Here is a 14,812-nt window from a genome sequence, read left to right on the forward strand (position 1 = left end):
CCTGTGGGAGCGGGCAAGCCCGCGAAGGGCCGCAGAGCGGCCCCAAAATCTCAGCTGGGCGCTTCAGCCTCCGCCACAGGCGGCTCTTCCTGGGGCTTCACCTCAGGGTTATCCACCTTGCGCAGCCGTTTCAGCTCCGGCAGGCCCAGCTTCAGCAAGCGCGCGGTCTTGCCACTGGCCACTTTCTCCAGCCCCTGCTCGGCCGGCAGTCGCGATAACTGCCCCGCCAGGTTCATGGCCAGAATCTCCCTCGAATACACGCCGCCACCTAACTGGTAGATCGCCGCGATCAATTCGCGCAAGGCCAGCGGCAGACGCCAGCGTGTACGTAGCGCCGAGCCGAACGCCGCCCCGAACTCATCCAGCGATTGCTGCACGTTGCGTTCGTCCAGCTCGCCCCCGGCCAACCGCCACTCTTGCAGGCAGCGCAGCACCGCCAGGTCGCCCAGGCAATGCAGCAACCCCGCGCAATAGCAGCGGCCTTCGTCCAGCTCGAGCATGCGCGCCAAGGTCCGACCATATTCGGCGGTATGCAGTGAAAGGTCCCAGTACCGGGCGGCGTGCTGCGCCAGCAACGGGTCGCTGAGCCGCGCGCTGCGCTTGAGGGTCATGCCCAGAATCAGGTTCATGCTCTGGGTACTGCCAAGCTTGTTCAAGGCCTGCAGCAACGTTTGCACTGGCGCTTCACGGTGCAGCGCGGCACTGTTGGCGGCCGCGATCAACACGGCGGTAACCTGCGGGTCGTTACGCACCTCCTCTTCCAGCACCTTGAGGTTCAGGCCCTGGGGATTGAGCGCGCGCTTGATCGCCAATTGCACATCAGCCAGCAGCGGCCCGCCATCGGCATTCGCCCGCCGCTGTTCCAGATAGGTGGGCAGGTTGGCACCCGCCTGCAAGGCCGGCACCGGGCAGGCGATTTCTTCGCCAACGGCCACCAGCAGCTCTTCCAGGCGCTTGCGCAGGGTATCCAGATTCAGCGGCTTGCTCAGGTAAGCCGTGGGGTGCAGCGGCAACGCTTCGCGCACGCTGGCGCTGTCGCTGCGGTTGCTCATGAGGATGAACGGCAGCGCCAGCCCCTTGGCGCGCACCTTGCGCAACAGGTCGAGGCCGTCGACACCGGCCAGCTCACGCGCGGCGATGATCAGGTCGGGTTTGCCAGCCAGCGCGCTGAGCGCCTGCGAGCCGTCTGCACACACCTGCAAGCGGGCGTCACAGCGCACGCTGAGCAGCATTTCGCTGAGCATGTCACGTACCCAAGGGTCGCCTTCGACAATCAATACGCTTGGTGGGGTGGGGTCTGCAGCGTTCATCGCCAACTCCTGAAAATCCCTGACACGCAGTCCTTCGCAGCTTCCTGAGCAAGTCCTTCCACAACCATAGCGCCACATGGCTTTTCATGGCACAAAAAAAACCCGCCGAAGCGGGTTTTTTCTGAAGCGTGTCACATCAAGCGATTTCAGCGAAGCACTCTTCGATGATAGCCAGGCCTTTGTCCAGCAGCGCGTCTTCGGCGGTCAGCGGAACCAGGATTCGCAGGACGTTGCCGTAGGTGCCGCAAGACAGCAGGATCAGACCCTTCTCACGTGCCTTGGCCACAACCTGGCCAACAGCAGCAGCGTTAGGGGTGTGAGTGCCCTTCTCGAACACTTCGACGGCAATCATCGAGCCCAGACCACGGACGTCGCCGATGATCGGGTGCTTCTTCTGGATTTCACGCAGGCCGGCGGTCAGGCGCTCACCCACAGCCTTGCTGCGGTCCAGCAGTTTTTCTTCTTCGAACACTTCGATCACGGCCAGGGCCGCGGCGCAAGCGATCGGCGAGCCGGCGTAGGTACCACCCAGGCCGCCTGGAGCGATGGCGTCCATGTACTCGGCCTTGCCGCACACACCCGCCAGCGGGAAGCCGCCAGCGATGGATTTGGCGAAGGTGGTCAGGTCAGGCGCAACGCCCATCTGTTCCATGGCGAAGAAAGTGCCAGTACGGCCAGCGCCAGTCTGTACTTCGTCGGCGATCAGCAGGATGCCGTGCTGGTCGCACAGGGCGCGCAGGCGCTTCATCAGCTCTTTTGGCGCTGGCAGGAAGCCGCCTTCGCCTTGTACAGGCTCGAGGATGATCGCGGCGATGTCACGCGGCTCGGCGTCGTTCTTGAAGATACGCTCGACCGAGGCAATGGCGTCGTCAACGCTGATACCGTGCAGTTCGCTCGGGAACAGGGCGCGGAAAATGCCGCCTGGCATCAGGCCCATGCCAGCGGAGTACGGCACGACCTTGCCGGTCAGGCCCAGGGTCATCATGGTACGGCCGTGGTAGCCGCCGGTGAAGGCGATGACGCCGGCGCGGCCAGTGGCGGCACGGGCGATCTTGACGGCGTTCTCAACGGCTTCGGAGCCGGTGGTGACCAGCAGGGTCTTCTTGTCGAAGTCGCCTGGTACCAGCTTGTTGATCTTTTCGCACAGCTCTACGTAGGGTTCGTAGGCCAGCACCTGGAAGCAGGTGTGGCTGACCTTGGTCAGCTGCTCTTGCACCGCTGCAACCACTTTCGGGTGCAGGTGGCCGGTGTTCAGTACTGCGATGCCGCCGGCGAAGTCGATCAGTTCGCGGCCTTCAACGTCGATCACGGTCGAGTTCTTCGCGGTGTCGACGAAGATCGGGTGGATCTGGCCGACGCCACGTGGGACGGCAGCTACACGACGTTGCATCAAGGATTCGTTGGTCTTGCTCATAATGCCCTCATTGCGCCGGTTGAATATGGCGCTTTTATTCGGGGGTGGCTGGGAGTGCTCGCGAACAGTATTCGTTGATCGACTGCCGTGAACGCCCTGGCCACCAGGTACTGCGATGTAAAAAAGGCCAGCGAGGCGTCGCTCTCGCGCCCCGCTGGCAGAGGTAAAACCTTTACCCTGCTATCAGACGCTGATGCACAGGTATTTGATTTCGAGGTAGTCCTCGATACCGTACTTGGAACCTTCGCGGCCCAGGCCCGAAGCCTTGATGCCACCGAACGGCGCCACTTCGTTGGAGATCAGGCCGGTGTTGATACCCACCATGCCGTATTCCAGGGCTTCGGCAACACGGAACACACGGCTCATGTCGCGGGCGTAGAAGTACGAAGCCAGGCCGAACTCGGTGTCGTTGGACATGGCGATGACTTCGGCTTCGTCCTTGAAGCGGAACAGCGGCGCCAGTGGGCCGAAGGTCTCTTCCTTGGCGACGGCAGCAGTCTTCGGTACGTCGACCAGGATGGTCGGTTCGAAGAAGTTGCCTTCGATGAGCTTGCCACCGGACAGCACTTTGGCGCCTTTGGAAACGGCGTCTTCAATGTGCTCCTGGACCTTGGCGACAGCCTTGCCGTCGATCAGCGGGCCAGTAGTGGTGCCGTCTTCCAGACCGTTACCGATCTTCAGCTTGGCAACCGCAGCGGCCAGCTTCTCTGCGAACGCATCGTAGACGCCGTCCTGCACGTAGATACGGTTGGCGCAGACGCAGGTCTGGCCGTTGTTGCGGTACTTGGAGATGATCGCGCCCTCGACCGCCTTGTCCAGGTCGGCGTCGTCGAACACGATGAACGGGGCGTTGCCACCCAGTTCCAGGGAAACCTTCTTGATGTCCTTGGCGCATTCTTCCATCAGCTGGCGACCGATTTCGGTCGAACCGGTGAAGGACAGCTTGCGTACCAGGGAGTTACCGGTCAGTTCGCCGCCAACTTCGCCAGCGCTGCCGGTGACCACGCTCAGCACGCCAGCCGGGATACCGGCGCGGTGGGCCAGCTCGACCAGGGCCAGGGCGGAGTACGGGGTCTGCGAAGCAGGCTTGAGCACCATGGTGCAGCCAGCGGCCAGGGCCGGGCCAGCTTTACGGGTGATCATGGCGGCTGGGAAGTTCCACGGGGTGATGGCCGCGGTAACGCCGATTGGCTGCTTGATGACGATCAGGCGCTTGTCTGGCTGGTGGCCAGGAATGGTGTCACCGTAGACGCGCTTGGCTTCTTCGGCGAACCACTCGATGAACGAGGCGGCGTAGGCGATTTCGCCCTTGGCTTCGGCCAGTGGCTTACCTTGTTCGGTGGTCATCAGGCGAGCCAGGTCGTCCTGGTTCTCGATCATCAGTTCGAACCAGCGACGCAGCTTGGTCGAACGCTCTTTGGCGGTCAGGGCACGCCAGGCCGGCAGGGCCTTGTCGGCAGCTTCGATGGCGCGGCGGGTTTCCGCGGTGCCCATCTTCGGCACGGTACCGATGACTTCACCGGTGGCCGGGTTGGTCACCTTGATGGTCTGGCCATTGTCCGCATCCAGCCACTCACCATTGATATAGGCTTGCTGGCGGAACAACTGAGCGTCTTTGAGCTGCATGTCGGCTTCCCGAATTGTTGATTGTTGAAAAGCGCCCAAGGCAGGGCATCGAGCGTTTGAAATCTCAAACGAATGCTAAGCGGCTGCTGGGGTGTTGGACAATAGGCTGTTCGAAAAAAAGAACGAATGGTTGAACAGCCGGGCGGAAATTTCATCATTTCGGTAGTGGCAAACGGCCTCTTCGCGGGCATGCCCGCGAAAGGGCCGTTACAGGTTAGACGAATGAACAGAAAGAAATGTGAAGGGAGGACCGACGGCCCTCCCGAAGGGGGTGGATCAGAATGCCTTGGCCAGGTCGATCACCAGAGCCCGGTAGCCAACACTGCCAGGCTGCCGGCTATGCACCTTCAGCTCCACCAGCACCTCCTGCGTTCCGCGCCGCACCTCGTTGAGCACGGTGGTGGTCAGTTTCTCAGGGGTGAGGAAGTTCACCGAAGCCGAGTAGATGAACTGGGTGTCGGTCTCTGGCCGGTAGGCCACCACCGAGGTCACCGGGCTGTACCACTCGTCGCCACGCTCCTTGCCGTACTCCCACACCTGCTCGACCGTACCCTTGCCCTCGTCGATGCGGTACTCCACCGCCCGGCTATAGTTGCCGGCAAGCTTGGTTGGCGCAAAGTCGCGCCCCCAGCCGTTATCGAACACAGTCAGCGTGCCTTTGCCGGTGAGCCAAGCAGTGTGCTGGGTCCACGACCAATCGAAGTTTTCGCTCGCGACCGGCGTCAGCACCTTGTCGCGCAAGCGCTCAGGCCAGCCTTGAGGCGAGGCAAGAATCCATTTCACCTGCTTGTCACGCCCTATCTTCACCACGCCCTGATGGCGTGCTGAAACGATGATGCTGTCGTCATCGGCATCGTAATCGATGGCATTGACGTGGGCCCAGTTGCGCCCGGTACCCACACCCGGGGTATCGCCAAAGGGCAAGTCACCCTCGGCCAGCTCGTTGGCCAGCCGCTCGTCCTGCTTCTGCACACCCGGCGGCAACTGGATGGCCGCCTTGCCCAGGGTCTCCAGCAGGTCGCCGCGGTACGGGTCGAGAATCTGGTTCAGGTCCCAGAAGTCCAGCACATCCCCGGCCTCGTTGACCTCGATGATGTGGTCACGGATCGAACGCACGCGTTTGCCATCGGGACGGCGGTAGTCGCTGGTGCCAACCCGTAACAGGTAAGTGCCATTGGTGGTCTCGCGGATTTCGTGGGAGAAATCGGCAAATTTGTCAGGCAGGCTGCGCTGCCAGATGCGTCGGCCCAGCAGATCGTACTTGGAGTAGGTCTGGCCCTGCCCCCAGATCAGCTTGCCATCGCGGGTCTGCTGGAAGCCCATGGTGCCGCCCAAACTGTCACGGCGGTTAGAGTCGTGGATCTGTTCAATATCCAGGTACCAGCGCACATCGCCATTGCTGTCGGCAATCCAGTTGTTGCCCACCTGGTCCCATTCTGCTGCGCCGCCCAATGCGTTCCATTTAAAGGCGCGGCCACCAGGAATGTCACCTTGCAAGTGGTTGAACAGGTACAGGCGTTTTTCGAACCCTGCCGCGACCTTGATCGGCTCGACCTCCGGTAGCGCGGCAGTCTGCCTGGCCACCACCGGCAGGCGGACGGCCGGAGCGTAGATCTGGTACTGCTCGCGAACACGCTCGCCGTCCAGCTTGTAGGTCACCTCCACCTGGTTCACGTGGTCCGGGTACAGGCCGAATACAGGGATACCGCCGTAGGTCCACAGCGAACGGTCGGAGACTTCGTAGGCAATGTCTACACCGCGTTCGCCGCGGCCCAGCACGCGCACGTGCGCGTTACTCAGGCTACGCCCTCCGTCGCGAATGATCGCGGTCAGCGGCGCCAGGCGATACGGGTTGACCACCACATCACCGAGCAGCGCCTCGCCACGCTCGGGGACCTTGGCGGTCAGGCACGCGCCTTCAGGCAGTACAGGGGTTTCAGTCTTGGCATTCATGGCAAAGCTCCTTGTGCTCAGAAGTCGTAACGGGCAGTGGCACCGAACGTACGCGGCGTGCCTAGCACGCCGGCATAGCCACCGTTGGCGGAGTTCCACAGGCTGGTGAAGTAGGTCTTATCGCCGGCGTTTTTCACCCACAGCGACAGGTCGACCACGCCGTCGCCCTGGTCCAGGCGCACACCAGCGGAAAGGTTGACCAGCGCGTAGCTAGGGATCTGGCCGAAATCGGAGTCGTCGATGGTGCCCACTGCCTTTGAACGGAAGGCGTAGCTGGCGGTGACGTAGGGCTCGACATGCTCGCTGGCCTGCCACTTGTACTGCGTGTTCAGGTTGGCGATGTACTTGGAGGCGCCAACCACCTGGTGCCCGGACAGGTCGCAGGTGGCGGTGGCGTTGGCCAGGCTCACTTCGGGCGGGCATGGTGCGTCCTTGTATTCGGTGTAGCGCACGTCGTTCCACGAGCCGTTGAAGTTGACCGTGAGGCCGCGGACCGGCAGCGCCGTGGCCTCGAACTCCAGGCCACGCGAGCGCACGCGGCCGGCGTTGGCCAGGTACTGCACGCGGTTGATCTGGTCATAAACGTTGGCCTGGTAGCCGTGCACTTCGGCCCAGAACAGGTTGCTGTTGAGCTGCAGGCGGCCGTCGAACAGGGTGCTTTTCAGACCCAGCTCGGCATTGTTGACCCGCTCGGTGCCGACCAGCAGCGAATCGGTGCCCAGCCGGGGCGCAGCGCCAACCGTGAGGTTGATGCCACCAGACTTCTCACCATGGGTCAGGGTGGCGTAGCCCAGCAGCTGTTCGTTGAAGCGGTAGCTCAGGCCCAACAGGCCGGAGGGGCTGAAGCTGTACTGGTTGAGGTCGCCCGAATCGTAGGCCCCTATGCGAGCCTGGCGCGCGGTGGCAGCAGCCCCGGTGACAGCGGCGCCGCCCTCCGGTGCATCGCGGGTCACCCAGGCGCTCTTTTCTTCATAGGTGCCCCGGATGCCGGCGGTAAAATCCAGTCGGTCGGTGACATGCCAGGTGCCTTGGGCGAACAGCGCATAACTGTCGGTATCGATGTGCCCATCGCCAATGGTGTTGACGTTGTTCAGTGCCCCGGCTGGTGTGAGGTTCCAGACATCCGCCTGCGGCCCATAGTAAGTAAAGGATTTATTGTCCAGATCCTGCTTGAAGTAATAGGCACCCAGCACGTAGTCGAAGGCGCCACCCGTAGGTGAAGCCAGGCGGATTTCTTGCGAGTACTGCTTGTCACGTACCGAAACCCCGGCGCTATAGAACACTGGCACGTTCAGACCATCGTCGTTGCGCGGGGTGAAGTCCCACCAGCGGTAGGCAGTGATCGACGTCAGGGTGAAGTCGTTGGGCAGGGTCCAGTTGGCCTCCACCGAAGTGCCGCCCTGGAAAACCGTCACCTGCTGGTCAGCGTCGAAATTGACCTTCCGGTCCTTGCCCGACACCAGCGTTGCGCCCGCCTGGGCAGCCAGGCTTTCGTAGCGGTTCACGCCATTGATGGTGGGGCCGGTGCTGTACAGGCTGAGGATGCCGTTGTTGGAGTCTTCTTCGTTGTATTCGCCTATCCAGCGCAGGTTGAAGGTTTCGCTGGGTTTGAACAGCAGCTGGGTGCGAAAGCCTTGGCGCTTGCCGCCGTTGAGATCGTCACCGTTGTGGATGTTCTTGACGTAGCCATCGTCTTCGGTGCGGTAGGCACTGATGCGCCCGGCCAGGGTATCGCTGATCGGCCCCGAGAAACTGCCCTGGGTTTGCAGATAGCCGTCCTCCCCGATCGACTGCTGAATGCTGCCTTCGCGGTGGAAAGTCGGCTTGCGCGTGGTGATGTTGAGCACGCCGGCAGTCGTGTTCTTGCCGAACAGCGTGCCCTGCGGGCCGCGCAGTACTTCCAGCTGCTCCACATCCAGCAGGTCGAATACCGCCATGCCGGGGCGACCGAGGTAGACGTTGTCGAGATAGATGCCAACGCTGCCCTCCAAGCCATCGCTGGCCGGGTTGTTACCCAGGCCACGAATCGAGATGCTCGACTGGCGGGCATGCACGTAGGCGACGTTGGTGCTGGGCACCAGCTGTTGCAAATCCTGCACGCGGTAGATGTGCTGGGTTTCCAGGGTTTCGCTGTCGAGCACGCTGATCGGCGTGGGCACGCTCTGCGCGGTTTCTTCGCGGCGGCGGGCGTTGACCGTGACGGTGCCTAGCTTGGCTTCCTGCTCCACCGTCGGGCTGGCGGCAATGACCGCGTCTTCAGCGAAGCTGCCAGAGGATGCCGCCAGCAGTACGCCAGCGGCCAAGGGTTGCAGGGTGAAACGCGACGCGCGCGCAGGCCAACGGGAAAGTCCGGACATGCAAATGCTCCTTGAGGCATGGGCCCTGGGCGAGCATTTCCGTTGGCGGAACCGAATCGCGGTCAGTCGGGCTTATATTCTTTTAAGAGATATAAATATTTGTATTTCATATTTTGTGGAATAAGTAAGTCCCTTTATAAGGGGACTCACCCTTGTCAGCAATTGCATTTCACCGAAGGTTTCAATGTAGAAAATGCATATCGATCTGCGTCAGCTGCGCCACTACATCGCCCTTGTCGAACACCGCAGCTTCGTCGCGGCAGCGGCGGCGGTGAATCTGTCGCAATCGGCCTTCAGCCGTAGCATTCAGACCCTGGAACACAACGTCGGCTGCCGCCTGGTCGACCGCGCCAGCAAGGAGCTGGCACCCACCCGCCAGGGTCTTCTGGTGCTGGAGCACTCGCGGCGGCTAGTGCATGGGGCACACAAGCTGGTAAACGAAATTCACCAGTTCAACGGTGCCACCACCGGCGTGGTGCGCTTCGGTTCTGGCCCAGCGCCGGCCGGTGGTCTGGTGCCGCGGGCGGTAGCGCGCTTCGTTGCCGAGTACCCAGCGGCGCGAACCTGCTTCCAGGTGGACAACTGGCAAGCATTGAACCGTAAGCTGGTGGCCGAGGAGATCGAGTTCTTCGTCGCCGACACACGCCAGTTCGAATCCGACCCGGATTACCAAGTGCACAAGCTGACGCCACAGCGCTGGCATTTCTGCTGCCGCGCCGGGCACCCTCTGACCCAGCAGGAGACCGTGCAGGCGCGCGACCTGTTCGATTACCCGATGGCCACCACCTTCCGCCCGCCGAACATCCGCAAGATCCTCAGCGACCTCAGCGGGCGGCAGGACTTCTTGCCTGCAGTGGAGTGCGAGCACGGGTACGCGTTGCTGAATGTGGTACTGCATTCGGACACCATCGGCATTGCCTGCAATGCCAATTTGCAGCCGTATCAACGCGAGGGCGGGCTGGTGCAGTTGAAGCTGGCGGACCTGACGCCAGAGCAGGAAGAGGCGTGCCATACCCGCTATGGCGTGGTAAGCCGGGTGGGGTATGGCTTGTCGCCGTTGGCGCAGGCGCTGGTCAGGCAGTTGATTGCCTGTGATACCGAGATGTAACAGGCGGGTACCCCGCCTGTGAGATCGGGTTCACCGGCGAATGCGTCGGTGAATTCACCATCGTATTCGCGGGTGAACCCGCTCCCACAGGGTCATCTGAACCTCTCAGCCCTTGCGAGTTGTCCGGCTCAACTGGCCATCCACACCCACCGGCACCTCCCCGGCCAAGGTCACCCGCCGCACCACGCGCGGCTGAGTCCCATAATCATCCACCGCATAATGCTGCGTTGCCCGGTTATCCCAGATCGCTACGTCCCCCGCCTGCCAGCGCCAGCGCACGGTGTTCTCAAGGCGCGTCACATGCCCTTGCAACACCGCGAACAGGTGCTGCGAATCCGCCAACGAATAACCCTTGATGCGCTTAACGAAGTGCCCCAGTTGCAGTACCCGCTCGCCACTGATCGGGTGCACTCGCACCACCGGGTGCTCGGTCTCGTACACCGTGGAGGTGAACACCTTGCGATAACGCTCCAGCTTGGAGGGGTCCACGTCAGGCTTGATGCTGGCGTAGTCGTACTCGTTGCTGTGCACCGCCCACAGTTTATCGGCCAGCTCGCGCAGCGGTTCAGGCAGCTCTTGATAAGCCGCAGCCGTGTTGGCCCACACGGTGTCGCCACCGGAGGCAGGCGCCACCACGCTGCGCAGGATCGAGGCCTTGGGGTAGGCGTCGACGAACGTCACGTCAGTGTGCCAGGAGTTGGCCCGCTGGCCCTCGGCGCCGTCGAGCTGCAACAGGTAGCTGGTGCCGTCCACCACCGGCACGGTGGGGTGGGCCACGGGCTCGCCGAGCAGCTTGGCGAAGGCTTCCTGGCTGTGGTCATCGAGGTGCGTCTGGCCACGGAAGAAGATGACCTTGTGTTTCACCAGGGCAGCCTGGATGGCATCGAGGGTGGCGGCGTCGAGGTCGGCGGACAGCTGTACCCCGCGAATTTCGGCGCCGATACGCCCGGCAACCGGGTGAATATCGAGTTCGAGGGGTTGTGGCGCGGTGGCCAGGGCGGCATTGCTCATGGTTGTGGTCCTTGCGGTGATGGTCGGGTTGCTTGCGGGTTCAGCGGGTGGCCTGTACGGCCTGTTCCTGTTTCAGCGCGGTATCGAGGAAACGCGGTTCGATCCAGTCGGCCACCTGGAAGCCACGGCGGATCAGGCGCTCCTTGGCTGCCAGGTCGACGCCCTGCTGCAACTGGCTGACAAAGTCGGCGTCCAGCCGCGGGTCGAAGTAGTGGGCAAGGTCTTCTTTGGCCAGGTCATCGCTGAGGATGCTGCGCGGCCAATTGGCGTTGCTGGCCACCAGGTCGATGTAGGCCTCGCGGTTGTGCTCGTCGCGTAGCCAGGCGCTTGCCTGCTCTTGGGCATTGACCAGGCGCTGCACCAGCTCGGGGTATTTACGTATGAAATCGCCAGTGCCCAGCAGCACTGCCTGGGTACTGCCGGCACCCTGCAGGTCACGCGAATTGACGGGCAACTCGACCAGTCCACGCTCTCGCAGCGACAGCAGGTTGGACAGCCCCCAGGTGGCGTCGACCTGCTTTGCCGCCAGCGCAGCGTTGGCGGCATTGAAATCGAGGTTGATCACTTTCAGCTCGCGCTCGCTCAGGCCCTGGCTGGCAAGGGCGCTGGCGAACGACAGCTGGTTGGCAGTACCGCGGAATACCGCAACGCGCTTGCCCTTGAGGTCGTGCAAGGTATTGATGCCAGAGCCGGGCACCACACCCAGGTAGCTTTTTACCCCGCGCACGCCAGCAGACAGCACACGGGTGTCGAGGCCGTTGGCCTTGCCGACGATCGCTGCCAGGTCGCCCAGGTAGGCGAAGTCCGCCTGGCCATTGGCCAACGCTTCGTTCACCACAGGCCCGGCGCCCTTGAAGAAATGCCAGTCGATGCGGATGCCATCCTTGGCGAATTCCTTCTCCAGCAGTTGCTGGTCACGCAACACATCGACCACGCCACCGGCGCTGGGCTTGCTGCCAGCGCTAAGGTCGGGCACGGCGATGCGGATACTTTGCGGCTTGGCGGGTTCAGCGGCATGGCCGCTGAGGCTGAAGGCCAGCCCAAGGGCGGTTATCAAGTGACGCAACGGGGTGTTCATGGCAAGGCTCCTTGGCAGGCTGCCACCGGCGATGGCCGCGCTTTGGCCAGAAGCTAGGCAGGTCTGGTTAGAACCTACAAAGATCAAAACTTCATTTTTAAGTAACTGAAAGACATAAATCACGTGCTATGCGGCCCCGAGCCAGGGTTGCGGAAAACGCATGGAAAATATGAGGAAAACGCAATGGATAGGGGCTTCCGGATGCAGTGAGTGCATGATCTTATCTCTTGAAAGTTTATTTTGAGATTTTTTAATTCCTTAAATGCATAAACTAAAAACGTCGCGAGAAATGGCCGATGAATGGAGTTCTTAATAGGGATCGGGGGTGGCCTCGGGGGCCGCTGGGCGGCCCATTCGCGGCGCAAGGCCGCTCCCACAGGGGCCGCGCAGCCTTTGCACAGTGGGTGTTGCCTTGGGTGATGCCGGTAGCCATTGCCCTGCTTTGGGTGCTGGCCAGTCGGCAGCACTGGATGAGCGAGCAGATACTGCCGGCGCCAGCGCTGGTGTGGCAGAGCGCTTTGGAGTTCGGCTCCGGCGAGCTGTGGGGGCACCTGTGGATAAGCCTACAGCGACTGTTCTGGGGGCTGGCGGTCGGCATCGGCAGCGGTTTGCTGCTGGGGGTGTGGCTGGGAGGCTCGCGGCGGGCTCAGACTTTGGTTTTGCCGACCTTCGTGGCGCTGGCGCAGATTCCCACGCTGGCCTGGATTCCGTTGTTCATGCTGTTCTTCGGCATTGGTGAGCTGCTCAAGCTGGTGGTACTGGTGAAAGCAGTGGTGGTCCCCGTCACCTTGCACACGCTGGTTGGGGTGCGCGATGCCCAGCCCAAGCTGCGTGAGGCTGCTGCAGCATTGCGCCTGCCGCGTCACCTGCTCTTTCTACGCCTGTTGCTGCCGGCCGCCCTGCCCGCCTTCCTTACGGGCATACGCCTGGCCTTGGCCACCGGCTGGACCTCGCTGCTGGCGGTCGAGCTGCTGGCCTCCAGCGAAGGTATCGGTTACCTGATGGTGTGGGGCCGGCAGCTGTTCATGCTCGACCTGGTGCTGCTGTACATCCTGGTGATCGGCCTGGTCGGCGCGGTGCTGGAGCATGGCTTTTCAGCAGTGGAAAAGCGCCTGCTGTACTGGCCGCAAGCGGCCACCGGGGAACAGCAGCGTGGTCCCGTACCGAGCGGCTGGCAAAGCCTGCTGCTACCGCTGGCGCTGTTGGCATTGTGGCAGGCCAGCACCCGCTTTGGCTGGGTCGACAGCAACATCCTGACCTCGCCACTTGAAGTGCTGCGGACCTTGTTGACCGGCCTGGCCGATGGATCACTGCCGCAGGCCTTGCTGCTGAGCCTGCAGCGCACCCTGAGCGGCCTGCTACTGGGCGGCAGTGCAGGCCTGTTGGCCGGGTTGCTGCTGGGGTTGTCCAGCCATGCCGAGCGCCTGTTCGGCGCAAGCCTGACAGCAGTACGCCAAGTGGCCCTGTTCGCCTGGGTACCGCTGCTCACCGCCTGGTTCGGGCTGGGTGAAGGGGCCAAACAGGTGTTTGTCGGCATGGCGGCGTTCTTCCCGCTGCTTATCGCCACCCAACGGGGCATTGCCAGCCTCTCGCCGCAACTTGGCGAAGCGGCCCGCACCCTGCGCCTGAACCTTTGGCAGCGCTTGCGCCTGCTGGTGCTGCCCGGCGCGGCACCGGCGATCTTCGCCGGCCTGCGGCTATCGCTGATCTACGCCTGGCTAGGCACCATTGGCGCCGAATACTTCATGCCCTCGGACGGCGGGATCGCCAGCCTGATGATCGGCGCGCAGCAACTGTTCCGCATGGACCAGGTGATGGCCGCCATGCTGCTGATCGGCCTGGTCGGCGCCCTGCTCGGCACCCTTGGACAACGCCTTGAATCGCGCGCGACGCGCTGGAGAACCGCATGAACGCCTTCAACACCTCGCACCTGCACGCGGCGAACCAGCCCGACGCCACCCCACCCTTGGTAAGTTTCGAGGAGGTTGGCAAAGTATTCTGCGTCGACGGCCAACCGCTCGAGGCCATCCGCAACTTCAACCTGTCGATCAATCAGGGCGAGTTCATCGCCATCGTGGGCGCCTCTGGCTGTGGCAAGTCCACCCTGCTGCGCCTGCTGGTGGGGCTGGATACGGACTACAGTGGCAGCATTCGGGTCGACGGCCATGCGGTCGGCGGCATAGGTGGCGAGCGCGGCATCGTGTTTCAGGAGCACCGCCTGTTTCCGTGGTTGAACGTGGAACAGAACATCGCCCTGGGCCTGGTCAACGAGCCGCTCACCCAAGGCGAACGCGCCCGGCGGGTGCATGAATTCGTACAACTGGTGGGGCTGGTCGGCTTTGAGTCGGCCTACCCGCACCAGTTGTCCGGCGGCATGGCGCAGCGCGTGGCGATCGCCCGTGGCCTGGTCGCCAGCCCGCGTATCCTGTTGCTCGACGAGCCATTCGGCGCGCTGGATGCATTGACCCGCCAACAATTGCAGGACGAGCTGCTGGCCATTCGCGAACGGGCCGGCATCACTATCCTGCTGGTGACCCACGATGCGGAGGAAGCCACTTACCTGGCCGACCGGGTAGTGGTGCTGGAGCCGCGTCCGGGGCGGATCAAGTCGGTGGTGGAAATCGACCTGCCGCACCCGCGCTTGCGCACCGGCGTGGCCCTGCACGGCCTGCGCGAAAAAGTGCTACACCAGATCACCGGCGACGGTGACTACCTGCCAGCGCCGGCTCGCCGGGTAGAAGGGCTGCGGCCAGAGCTGATAGCACTCTGACTTGCAGCCCCCGCAGGGGATCTGCTCTAAAAGGGTAAAAAAGGCTACAGATCAAGGCGATGGACTCCAACGGCGCAGATGGGTATGATGCCTGCGCGTTGCACTCGTAGCTCAGCTGGATAGAGTACTGCCCTCCGAAGGCAGGGGTCGTGGGTTCGAATCCCGCCGAGTGCGCCATATCAAAA

The 14,812-nt window shown here is 62.7% G+C and carries 10 protein-coding genes and 1 tRNA gene; 4 read left to right on the forward strand and 7 right to left on the reverse strand.

The window, feature by feature from the left end:
* Positions 1-50: 50 nt before the first annotated feature.
* The 5 genes from E8E68_RS11160 to E8E68_RS11180 form a co-directional block, all read right to left on the reverse strand.
* Entirely contained in the window at positions 51-1,310 is a 1,260-nt protein-coding gene (locus E8E68_RS11160) for a response regulator (RefSeq protein WP_266033648.1), read from the reverse strand.
* A 136-nt stretch (positions 1,311-1,446) separates the two neighbouring features.
* Positions 1,447-2,724 (reverse strand): 4-aminobutyrate--2-oxoglutarate transaminase, encoded by a 1,278-nt coding sequence (gabT, locus tag E8E68_RS11165; protein ID WP_110744842.1) that lies wholly within the window; start codon positions 2,722-2,724, stop codon positions 1,447-1,449.
* 183 nt (positions 2,725-2,907) lie between these two features.
* Positions 2,908-4,350 carry an NADP-dependent succinate-semialdehyde dehydrogenase gene (gene gabD / locus E8E68_RS11170; RefSeq protein ID WP_280341375.1) on the reverse strand — a complete coding sequence of 481 codons (1,443 nt, stop codon included), beginning with the start codon at positions 4,348-4,350 and terminating at the stop codon, positions 2,908-2,910.
* A gap of 276 nt (positions 4,351-4,626) precedes the next feature.
* Positions 4,627-6,303 (reverse strand): aryl-sulfate sulfotransferase, encoded by a 1,677-nt coding sequence (locus tag E8E68_RS11175; RefSeq protein ID WP_266033643.1) that lies wholly within the window; start codon positions 6,301-6,303, stop codon positions 4,627-4,629.
* 17 nt (positions 6,304-6,320) lie between these two features.
* Positions 6,321-8,660, reverse strand: a complete 2,340-nt coding sequence (locus E8E68_RS11180; RefSeq protein ID WP_266033641.1) for a TonB-dependent receptor — start codon at positions 8,658-8,660, stop codon at positions 6,321-6,323.
* A 193-nt stretch (positions 8,661-8,853) separates the two neighbouring features.
* On the opposite strand from E8E68_RS11180, the gene E8E68_RS11185 reads away from it, so the two are divergent.
* Positions 8,854-9,768 carry a LysR family transcriptional regulator gene (locus E8E68_RS11185; RefSeq protein WP_266033639.1) on the forward strand — a complete coding sequence of 305 codons (915 nt, stop codon included), beginning with the start codon at positions 8,854-8,856 and terminating at the stop codon, positions 9,766-9,768.
* Between the two features lie 105 nt (positions 9,769-9,873).
* Here the strand turns inward: E8E68_RS11185 and E8E68_RS11190 are convergent, their stop codons facing one another.
* A complete protein-coding gene (locus E8E68_RS11190; RefSeq protein WP_266033637.1) occupies positions 9,874-10,779 on the reverse strand; it encodes a TauD/TfdA family dioxygenase in 906 nt (301 codons plus the stop codon).
* Between the two features lie 40 nt (positions 10,780-10,819).
* A complete protein-coding gene (locus E8E68_RS11195; protein WP_266033605.1) occupies positions 10,820-11,857 on the reverse strand; it encodes an ABC transporter substrate-binding protein in 1,038 nt (345 codons plus the stop codon).
* Between the two features lie 296 nt (positions 11,858-12,153).
* Between E8E68_RS11195 and E8E68_RS11200 the strand changes: the two genes are divergently transcribed.
* The 3 genes from E8E68_RS11200 to E8E68_RS11210 all read left to right on the forward strand — a co-directional run bounded on the left by E8E68_RS11200 (position 12,154) and on the right by E8E68_RS11210 (position 14,804).
* Positions 12,154-13,767: an ABC transporter permease gene (locus tag E8E68_RS11200; RefSeq protein ID WP_280341383.1), complete on the forward strand. Its 1,614-nt coding sequence runs from the start codon at positions 12,154-12,156 to the stop codon at positions 13,765-13,767.
* A complete protein-coding gene (locus E8E68_RS11205; protein WP_110744849.1) occupies positions 13,764-14,627 on the forward strand; it encodes an ABC transporter ATP-binding protein in 864 nt (287 codons plus the stop codon). The genes E8E68_RS11200 and E8E68_RS11205 overlap by 4 nt, the downstream gene beginning before the upstream one ends.
* Before the next feature lie 100 nt (positions 14,628-14,727).
* Positions 14,728-14,804, forward strand: a tRNA-Arg gene (locus E8E68_RS11210).
* The last annotated feature ends 8 nt before the right edge of the window (positions 14,805-14,812 follow it).

The sequence above is a fragment of the Pseudomonas sp. BN607 genome (genome assembly GCF_029871175.1).
Classification (GTDB): Bacteria; Pseudomonadota; Gammaproteobacteria; order Pseudomonadales; family Pseudomonadaceae; genus Aquipseudomonas.